This window comes from Marisediminicola senii (genome assembly GCF_011057645.1).
GTDB lineage: Bacteria > Actinomycetota > Actinomycetes > Actinomycetales > Microbacteriaceae > Marisediminicola > Marisediminicola senii.
On the sequence record NZ_JAALGE010000014.1, the window covers coordinates 50,001 to 58,006 of the forward strand.

The 8,006-nt window shown below is 70.2% G+C and carries 8 protein-coding genes; 6 read left to right on the top strand and 2 right to left on the bottom strand.

Features of this window, described 5'->3' with window-relative positions:
• The first annotated feature begins 63 nt into the window (after window positions 1-63).
• The gene (locus tag G5S38_RS06965) at window positions 64-408 is read left to right on the top strand and encodes a hypothetical protein (protein WP_165066384.1); all 345 of its coding nucleotides are present in this window, start codon (window positions 64-66) and stop codon (window positions 406-408) included.
• The gene (locus G5S38_RS06970) at window positions 398-1,837 is read left to right on the top strand and encodes an alpha/beta hydrolase family protein (protein WP_165066387.1); all 1,440 of its coding nucleotides are present in this window, start codon (window positions 398-400) and stop codon (window positions 1,835-1,837) included. The genes G5S38_RS06965 and G5S38_RS06970 overlap by 11 nt, the downstream gene beginning before the upstream one ends.
• A gap of 40 nt (window positions 1,838-1,877) precedes the next feature.
• Here G5S38_RS06970 and G5S38_RS06975 read toward each other — a convergent pair whose 3' ends face one another.
• Window positions 1,878-2,282 carry a phage holin family protein gene (locus G5S38_RS06975; RefSeq protein ID WP_165066391.1) on the bottom strand — a complete coding sequence of 135 codons (405 nt, stop codon included), beginning with the start codon at window positions 2,280-2,282 and terminating at the stop codon, window positions 1,878-1,880.
• A 90-nt stretch (window positions 2,283-2,372) separates the two neighbouring features.
• On the opposite strand from G5S38_RS06975, the gene G5S38_RS06980 reads away from it, so the two are divergent.
• The 4 genes from G5S38_RS06980 (at window position 2,373) to G5S38_RS06995 (ending at window position 7,506) form a co-directional block, all read left to right on the top strand.
• On the top strand, window positions 2,373-3,473 hold the full coding sequence (locus tag G5S38_RS06980; protein WP_165066394.1) for a histidinol-phosphate transaminase: 1,101 nt from the start codon (window positions 2,373-2,375) through the stop codon (window positions 3,471-3,473).
• A 325-nt stretch (window positions 3,474-3,798) separates the two neighbouring features.
• A complete protein-coding gene (locus G5S38_RS06985) occupies window positions 3,799-4,914 on the top strand; it encodes a thiamine pyrophosphate-dependent dehydrogenase E1 component subunit alpha (protein ID WP_165066406.1) in 1,116 nt (371 codons plus the stop codon).
• A gap of 125 nt (window positions 4,915-5,039) precedes the next feature.
• Window positions 5,040-5,999 carry an alpha-ketoacid dehydrogenase subunit beta gene (locus G5S38_RS06990; RefSeq protein WP_165066409.1) on the top strand — a complete coding sequence of 320 codons (960 nt, stop codon included), beginning with the start codon at window positions 5,040-5,042 and terminating at the stop codon, window positions 5,997-5,999.
• Window positions 6,000-6,045: 46 nt separating this feature from the next.
• Complete coding sequence (locus G5S38_RS06995; protein WP_165066397.1) at window positions 6,046-7,506, top strand: dihydrolipoamide acetyltransferase family protein; 1,461 nt, start codon at window positions 6,046-6,048, stop codon at window positions 7,504-7,506.
• A 69-nt stretch (window positions 7,507-7,575) separates the two neighbouring features.
• Here G5S38_RS06995 and G5S38_RS07000 read toward each other — a convergent pair whose 3' ends face one another.
• Window positions 7,576-7,869: an RNA-dependent RNA polymerase family protein gene (locus G5S38_RS07000; protein ID WP_165066400.1), complete on the bottom strand. Its 294-nt coding sequence runs from the start codon at window positions 7,867-7,869 to the stop codon at window positions 7,576-7,578.
• Between the last annotated feature and the right edge of the window lie 137 nt (window positions 7,870-8,006).

Consider the following 8,006-nt stretch of genomic DNA (forward strand, 5'->3'; position numbering starts at 1 on the left):
CCGTCGTGCACCGCGTCGTTCACGCTCGCGTCACGGGGGCCGGTTCGGGGCCAGCATTCGGGCATGGAAGCCCTGCCTGACCCCGCCCTGCGTACCACTGCCGCACTGGGTGCGGCGGCCGAACCCGCCGTCGCCCTGCCTGCCGCGCCCGACCCCGCCGCTCTGCTGCTGCTCGCGGCCCTCCGCTCGCAGGCTGCGCACCTCGGCGCGGTGCAGTCGCGCCTCGCCGAGGTCGAGCCCCCGGTCGCCGCGACGGGTGGGCTCGACTGGCGGGGTCCCGCGAGAATGCTCTTCGACCTCGGCATCCTCGACCTGCGGCGGGTGATGGCCGGTGCCCGTATTGCGGTGGATGACGCGGCGGCCACCACCGCGCAGGCCGTCGACACCGTGGCTGCCCGTGTCCGATGAGCTGGTCATCGGAGGCGGCGGGGTCGTCGGCGTCGGCACGGCGAGCCTTTACGAATACGCCACGTCGATCGAGACGGCGGGCGAGCTCATGGGCGAGTGCGCGGTGCGGCTCGCCTCGGCGAACGATCGGACGGCGCCGGGGATGCTGCGGGCCGGCGACGCCCCGTTGAGCGCCGTGCGCGCGGAGCGGGCGATCGACGACGCCGTGACCCAGTTGACCGCGGCCGCGGAACGCTGTGCGATCCTCGCCTCCGCGGTGCGGGCGAGCGCAGACCGCTACGGGATCACGGAGGCATCTGCCGCCAGGCTCAGCCAGCTGCTCGCCGCCGACATCGGACTGGGGCTGGGGTATTTCGGCTCCACCATCGGGGTGCTGATGCTTCCGGGGTTCGCTGCGACCGTCACGGGCGGGGTGGTGGCCGGCCTGCTCCTCAGCCGGATCATTCCCGACCGACACCTGCGGTCCATGCGCGAGGCCATCGGCGAGAACGGCACGCGGGTGGCGAGGGCGCTACTCAGCGATTCCCGCGTGGTCGACCTGCTGAGGGTCGGCGTCTCGAGTGCCGATGACGTGGGTGCCGGGCTCCTCCGCACGCCGCAGCCCGTCGCGCGGGCCACGGGCGATGAGGGCCTCGGGTTGGTGGGCCTCGACACCGCGGCGTCGGCGGTGGTCGCCGCGGGCAGTTCGGTCGGCCTGCTGAGGGAGACCGGCCTCCTCAGGCCGGTCATCAGCGGCGCCCCGACGACCAGGGCCGAGGGTTTCGCCGACCGGGCCGACCGCGTTCCCCACGCGGCCGCGCAGGTGCGGGTCGACCGCTACGTGCGCCCAGGCAGGCCAGACCGGTTCGAGGTCTACCTCGGCGGAACCATCGACCCGTCGCCCTCGGCCACCGACCAGCCGTGGGACATGACCAGCAACGTGGTGTCGATCGCGGGAGGCGACGCCGGGTCGTACCGCGCTGTGAAGGAGGCGATGGAGATCGCCGGGGTGGTGGAGGGCTCTGAGATCCAGCTCACCGGCTACTCCCAGGGCGGGCTCCTCGCGGCGAACCTCGCCGCATCGGGGGATTACGACGTCAAGGGCATCTACACCCTCGGGGCGCCCGCGGGCCACGTGCAGGTTCCCGCCGAGGTGCCCTGGGTCGCCGTGGAGCACACCGAAGACCTTGTCCCCGCGCTCGGCGGCCGCTGGTCGAGCGACGACGCCATCGTCGTGCGCAGGGAGGCGCTGCCGGAGGTGCTCGACGACGGCGGGCCGATGCTCCTCGCACACCAACTGACCCGCTACCAGGAGACCGCAGCCCTGATCGACGGGGTCACCGAGGCCAGGGTCGGCGCGGCGAAGGAGGCCTTCACGAGCTTCGGCGCCGATGCGGAGAGTGTCGAGACGACCTGGTTCGAGTCACAGCGCTCGCCGTGGGTCGGGTGACTCAGTGCCCGTCGGGCAAACTCAGCGCGGGTCGGGCTCCTCAGCGCCGGTCGTCCCTGCCGACGATCGGGCGCAGCACGATCCCGATGAGCCAGCTCAGCAGGCCGAGCACGACGGCGCCGAGCACGCCCCACCAGAATCCGTCGACTTCGAGCCCGAAGCCGAGAAGCGAGGTGATCCAGGCCACCAGCAGGAGGAGGAGCGCATTCACGACCAGAGCTATCAGCCCCAGGGTGAGGAGGTAGAGGGGGAACGCGACGATGCGGATGGCATTGCCCACGAATCCGTTGACGAGGCCGAACACGAGAGCGACGAGCAGGTACGTGAGCACCGTCGCCAGGGTGTCGTCCGGCTCGTAGGGAACGACGGTCACGCCGGCGACGATCAGGGTAGTCAGCCAGAGCGCAACGGCGTTGATGACCAGTCGGATGAGGAATCGTGTCATTGACCCATGATGCCCGGGGCGCACAACCGCTGCAATGCGACCGACGTCGCACCCGGCTGGCCCGGAACACCGCGACCGTAGAATGAGCGGGTGCCAGCCCCCGACGAGACCCGCGTCCGACTCCGCCCCGAGATCGTCGCGCTCAGCGCCTACCGGCAGGGCGCCCCGGCGCCCGACGACGCGTTCAAGCTGTCGTCGAACGAGAACCCGTTCGAGCCCATCCCCGCCGTGCTCGAGGCCATCGCCGCGTCGAGCGTCAACCGGTATCCGGATGGCGCGGCCATCGCCGTCCGCGGTCGCATCGCGCTCCGCCACGGCATCGACCCCGGCCGGATCCACGTCGGCGCCGGGTCGGTCTCCGTTCTCGCGCAGATCATCCAGGCCGCGGCGGGCCCGGGCGACGAGGTCATCTATGCGTGGCGGTCGTTCGAGGCGTACCCCGGGCTCGTCACCGTGGCGGGGGCCACCGGCATCCAGGTCCCCCTCCGTTCCGATGCGACCCACGACCTGGCGGCGATGGCGGCGGCGGTCACCGATGCGACCCGCGTGATCCTGGTGTGCTCGCCGAATAACCCGACCGGCACCGTGGTGCGTGCCGACGACTTCGCCACCTTCATGGCCGCGGTACCCGCGAGCGTCATCGTGGTGCTCGACGAGGCGTACGCGGAGTTCGTGACCGACCCCGACGCCGTGTCGGGCATCCCGCTGCAGCAGTACCCCAACCTCGTGGTGCTGCGCACGTTCTCCAAGGCATACGGCCTGGCCGGCCTCCGGTTTGGATTCGCGGCGGGCGCCGAGTACATCCTCGACGCGGTGCGCGCCGTCGCCATCCCCCTCTCCGTGATCGAGTCGGCGCAGCGCGCGGCGATCGCGGCGCTCGACAACGAAGACGAGTGCATGGCCCGCGTCGCGGCGCTCGCCGAACGCCGCGACCAGGTGTGGGTGGCCCTGCAGGAGCAGGGCTGGACCGTTCCGCGGCCGCAGGGCAACTTCGTCTGGCTGGGCACGGGCGCGAGCACCTCGGGCGCCGCAGCGGTCTTTCTCGAGCACGGAATCGTGGTGCGCCCGCTGGGCGGCGACGGCCTGCGCATCTCGATCGGCGAAGCCGAATCAGTGGAGAAACTCCTAGTCGCTTCGGGAGAGCTTGTGCGAACCCTACCAACGAGCGCCCTTGGGGCAGGGCTAGATTAGAACCTTGACGTCGCGGCCCGCTGCCCCCGACGACCAGGCCGGCCCGATCGGCAACGAGAAGGACTGCGAGGTCACCGTGCCCAATCCCGCCAACCCGGCCCAGTCAGCACAGCAAGCCCCCGCTTCCGAGCAAGCCCCCGCTTCCGAGCAAGCCACTGCTTCCAAGCAAGCCCAGGCCACCGATCACGCGGCCGGGCAGGCCCAGGGCGCAGCGGACACGCAGGCGGCAGCATCCACCCAGCCAGGGAAGGGCACCGGGTCGTTCGGCCGTGCGTGGCCCGCGGCGAGCACCGGGCCGGACGAGAACGCGCAGCCGGTCGAGACGATCCAGGTGCTGACGCCCGAGGGCGTGCTGCGCGCCGATGACGGGCCATCCGCCGACTACCTGCCGGTGATCGAGTCGCTGGGCGACGACCTGCTGCGCCGGTTCCACCGCGACATGGTGGTCACCCGCCGCTTCGACATGGAGGCCGCGAACCTGCAGAAGCAGGGGCAGCTCGGCCTGTGGGTACCCAGCGTCGGCCAGGAGGGTGCCCAGGTCGGCTCGGCGCACGCCACGCGCGCGCAGGACCACGTGTTTCCCGCCTACCGCGAGCACGCGATCGCCATGGTGCGCGGCGTCGACCTGCTCGGGGTCATCGGCCTGCTGCGCGGCACCACGCACGGCGGCTGGAACCCCGCCGAGGTCGACAACTTTCACCTCTATACCCTCGTGATCGGTTCGCACACGCTGCACTCCACGGGCTACGCCATGGGTATCGCGCTCGATGGCAACTACGCCACCGGCAATCCCGACACCGATGAAGCCGTCATCGTCTACTTCGGCGACGGCTCGACGAGCCAGGGCGACGTGAGCGAGGCCCTCGTGTTCGCCGCCAGCTACCAGACCCCGCAGGTGTTCTTTCTGCAGAACAACCACTGGGCGATCTCGGTGCCGGTCAGCACGCAGTCGCGGGTTCCGCTCGTGCAGCGCCCGATGGGCTTCGGTATCCCCGGAATCCAGATCGACGGCAACGACGTGCTGGCGAGCTATGCGGTCACCGCCCGGGCGCTCGACGAGACGCGGGCCGGGAGGGGACCCCGGTTCATCGAAGCGCTCACCTACCGCATCGGCGCCCACACCTCGTCGGACGACCCCACCAAGTACCGCACCGACGCCGAGCTGCAGTCGTGGGTCGCGAAGGATCCCATCCCGCGCTACGAGAAGTTCCTGCGCTCCCGCGGGGCGGGCGACGACGTGTTCGCCGCGATCGCCGAAGAGGCCGACGATTTCGCCGCCGACATCCGCCGGCGCACCCTCGAGCTCGAGTCGCCGTCGACCGACAAGATCTTCGACCACGTCTATTCCGACCCCCACCCGGTGATCGACGCGCAGAAGCTCTGGCTTGCCGAATACGAAGACTCACTCGAACCCGAGGCAGCACCGGGAGGCGACGCATGACCATGACCGACAAGACGATGGATGCGTCGGCGCCCGCACCCCGCGGCGACACGACACCCGGCGACGCGACCCAGCCCGGCACCGCGCACCCCGGCCCGGCCCAGCCCGCGGTCGCCCAGCTGCCGATGGCGAAGGCCCTCAACGCGGGACTGCAGCAGGCCATGCGCGACGACCCGCGCGTGCTCATGATGGGCGAGGACATCGGCCCGCTCGGCGGCGTCTTTCGCGTCACCGAGCACCTGCAGCGCGAGTTCGGACCCAAGCGCGTGCTCGACACCCCGCTCGCCGAATCCGGCATCATCGGCACCGCCATCGGCCTCGCCATGCGCGGCTACCGACCGGTGTGCGAGATCCAGTTCGACGGTTTCATCTTTCCCGGCTTCGACCAGATCACCACGCAGCTGGCCAAGATGACCAACCGGCACGAGGGCCAGGTGCAGATGCCCGTGGTCATCCGCGTGCCGTACGGCGGCCACATCGGCGCGGTCGAGCACCACCAGGAGAGCCCTGAAGCGTACTTCGCGCACACCCCGGGCCTCCGCCTGGTCAGCCCGAGCACCCCGAACGACGCCTACTGGATGATCCAGGAGGCCATCCAGTCGAACGACCCGGTGATGTTCTTCGAACCGAAGAGCCGCTACTGGCACAAGGGCGAGGTCGACATGACCGCCAGCGCCGTGCCGCTGCATTCGAGCCGGGTCGTGCGCACCGGCACCGAGGTCACCCTCGTCGGCCACGGCGCGATGGTAACCGTGCTGCTGCAGGCCGCCGAGCTCGCGGCGTCAGAGGGCACCAGCGTGGAGGTCATCGACCTGCGCTCGCTGTCGCCGATCGACTACGAGCCCATCGTGCGTTCCGTGCAGAAGACCGGTCGCCTCGTCGTCGCCTCCGAAGCGCCCGGCTTCGTCAGCGTCTCGTCGGAGATCGCCGCCACCGTGACCGAGCGAGCCTTCTACTCGCTCGAGGCCCCGGTGCTGCGGGTGACCGGGTTCGATGCCCCGTTCCCCCCGGCGAAGCTCGAGACCGTCTACCTCCCCGACGCCGACCGCGTGCTCGACGCCGTCGACCGCGCCATGGCGTACTGATGCGTCGCTCGTCGATGTCTGCACCACCGATCCCAGGAGTCACCGCGTGACCACACACGAATTCGCCCTCCCCGACGTCGGCGAGGGACTCACCGAGGCCGAGATCGTCTCCTGGCGCGTCGCCCCCGGTGACACCGTGGCGGTCAACCAGGTGATCGTCGAGATCGAGACCGCGAAGTCGCTCGTGGAGCTCCCGTCGCCGTTCGGTGGCACGGTCTCCGAGCTGCTCGTCGGCGAAGGCACCACCGTCGACGTGGGCACTCCGATCATCTCGGTGTCGTCTGCCGCGGCGGGCACGGCGGGCGCTGGCGCCGCAGTGCCGCCGGATGCTGCGGCAGCTCCCACCGCGGATGCCCCCGCCGGCGCTGCCGATGAGGCCGCTACCACTGCCGACACCACCCAGGCCATCGCCGACACCGCGGCGAGCATCGCCGCCGAAGAGGAGAAGCCCGAGGAGGAGAAGCCCGAGGAGGAGAAGCCCGGCGCCGTGCTCGTCGGCTACGGCATCAAGGGGCAGGTGGCGTCGCGGCGAAACCGTTCGTCGGCCGCGGCTTCCGCGACACCCGCGGGTTCGGCAGGCACGCGCTCCGCATCGACCGGTAGCGCGGCACCGGCCCGCCCGCGATCGGTGCCCGCGGCATCCGCGTCGTCGATCATCGCCAAGCCGCCTATTCGCAAGCTTGCCAAGGACCTCGGTGTGGACCTCGCCGAGGTGTCGCCGACCGGCCTCGCCGGGGAGATCACCCGCGACGACGTGGTGCGGCAGGCGTCGCAGGCGAGCCTGTTCCGCAACATCGAGACGCCGCAGTGGGCCGAGGAGCGCGAGGAGCGCATTCCGGTCAAGGGAGTGCGCAAGGCGATCGCCTCCGCCATGGTGTCCAGCGCCTATTCGGCCCCGCACGTGAGCCTCTTCGTCGACGTCGACGCGACCCGCACGATGGAGTTCGTGAAGCGGCTCAAGAACTCCGCCGACTTTGCCGGGGTCAAGGTGTCGCCGCTGCTCATCATGGCGAAGGCCATGATCTGGGCCGTGCGTCGCAACCCGACCGTGAACGCGCAGTGGACCGACGAGGAGATCATCGTCAAGCACTACGTGAACTTCGGTATCGCCGCCGCCACCCCGCGCGGGCTGATCGTGCCCAATGTCAAGGAGGCTCAGGACCTCACCCTGCTGCAGCTCGCGGGCGCGATCGAGCAGCTGACCATCACCGCGCGCGACGGCAAGACCCAGCCGGCGGAGATGAACGGCGGCACCATCACCGTCACGAACATCGGCGTGTTCGGCATGGACACCGGAACCCCGATCCTCAACCCCGGCGAGGTCGCGATCGTGGCCCTCGGCACCATCAAGCAGAAACCGTGGGTCGTCGACGGCGAGGTGCGCCCGCGTTTCGTGACCACCCTGGGCGCGAGCTTCGACCACCGCGTGGTGGACGGCGACGTGGCCAGCCGCTTTCTCGCCGACGTGGCAAGCATCATCGAGGAGCCGGCACTGCTCCTCGAGTAGGGCATGCGCAGGTGGGCTCAGTCAGGTCGACTGGCGCCCGTCGCATTCACTGCCCGTCACCCCCGCCCGTCACCACTCGATGCGGTCGAACTCCCGTCGCAGCCGAGCGCCGCCCTGCGCATTGAGGGAGTGCACCCAGCCGATCCGGCCGAGCAGATGGGACCGGAACTCCGGGTGTGCCGAGTGGTTCTGTGACCCCGGCCCGTGGGTGACACAGTTGTGCAGGATGGCGCGCAGCCTGTCGTATTCCGTTCGGGGCATGTTCGGGTGGTCGTTGACCACGATGCCCGTGACGCTCTGGCGGGTGCTGGCCGGGCGCACCCGTGTCTTGCGTGCGTTGAGCGAGTGTCCCTCGGCGGTCACGATGCGCTCGACCCCGCCGATGAATGCGTCGGAACGGCGGGCGGGGGGCCGGGGCTGGCTCTTTTTAACAACTTCGCGCCCACGAGAAGCGCCCGATCTCGTGTTCCGTCCTCTCCCTTTTAAAAAAAACACAACTT

Excerpts from the sequence above, each read along its gene's own strand:
- G5S38_RS06975 (WP_165066391.1), bottom strand. The coding sequence starts at position 2,282 with ATGACACGATTCCTCATCCGACTGGTCATCAACGCCGTTGCGCTCTGG.
- G5S38_RS06990 (WP_165066409.1), top strand. The coding sequence starts at position 5,040 with ATGGCGAAGGCCCTCAACGCGGGACTGCAGCAGGCCATGCGCGACGAC.
- G5S38_RS06965 (WP_165066384.1), top strand. The coding sequence starts at position 64 with ATGGAAGCCCTGCCTGACCCCGCCCTGCGTACCACTGCCGCACTGGGT.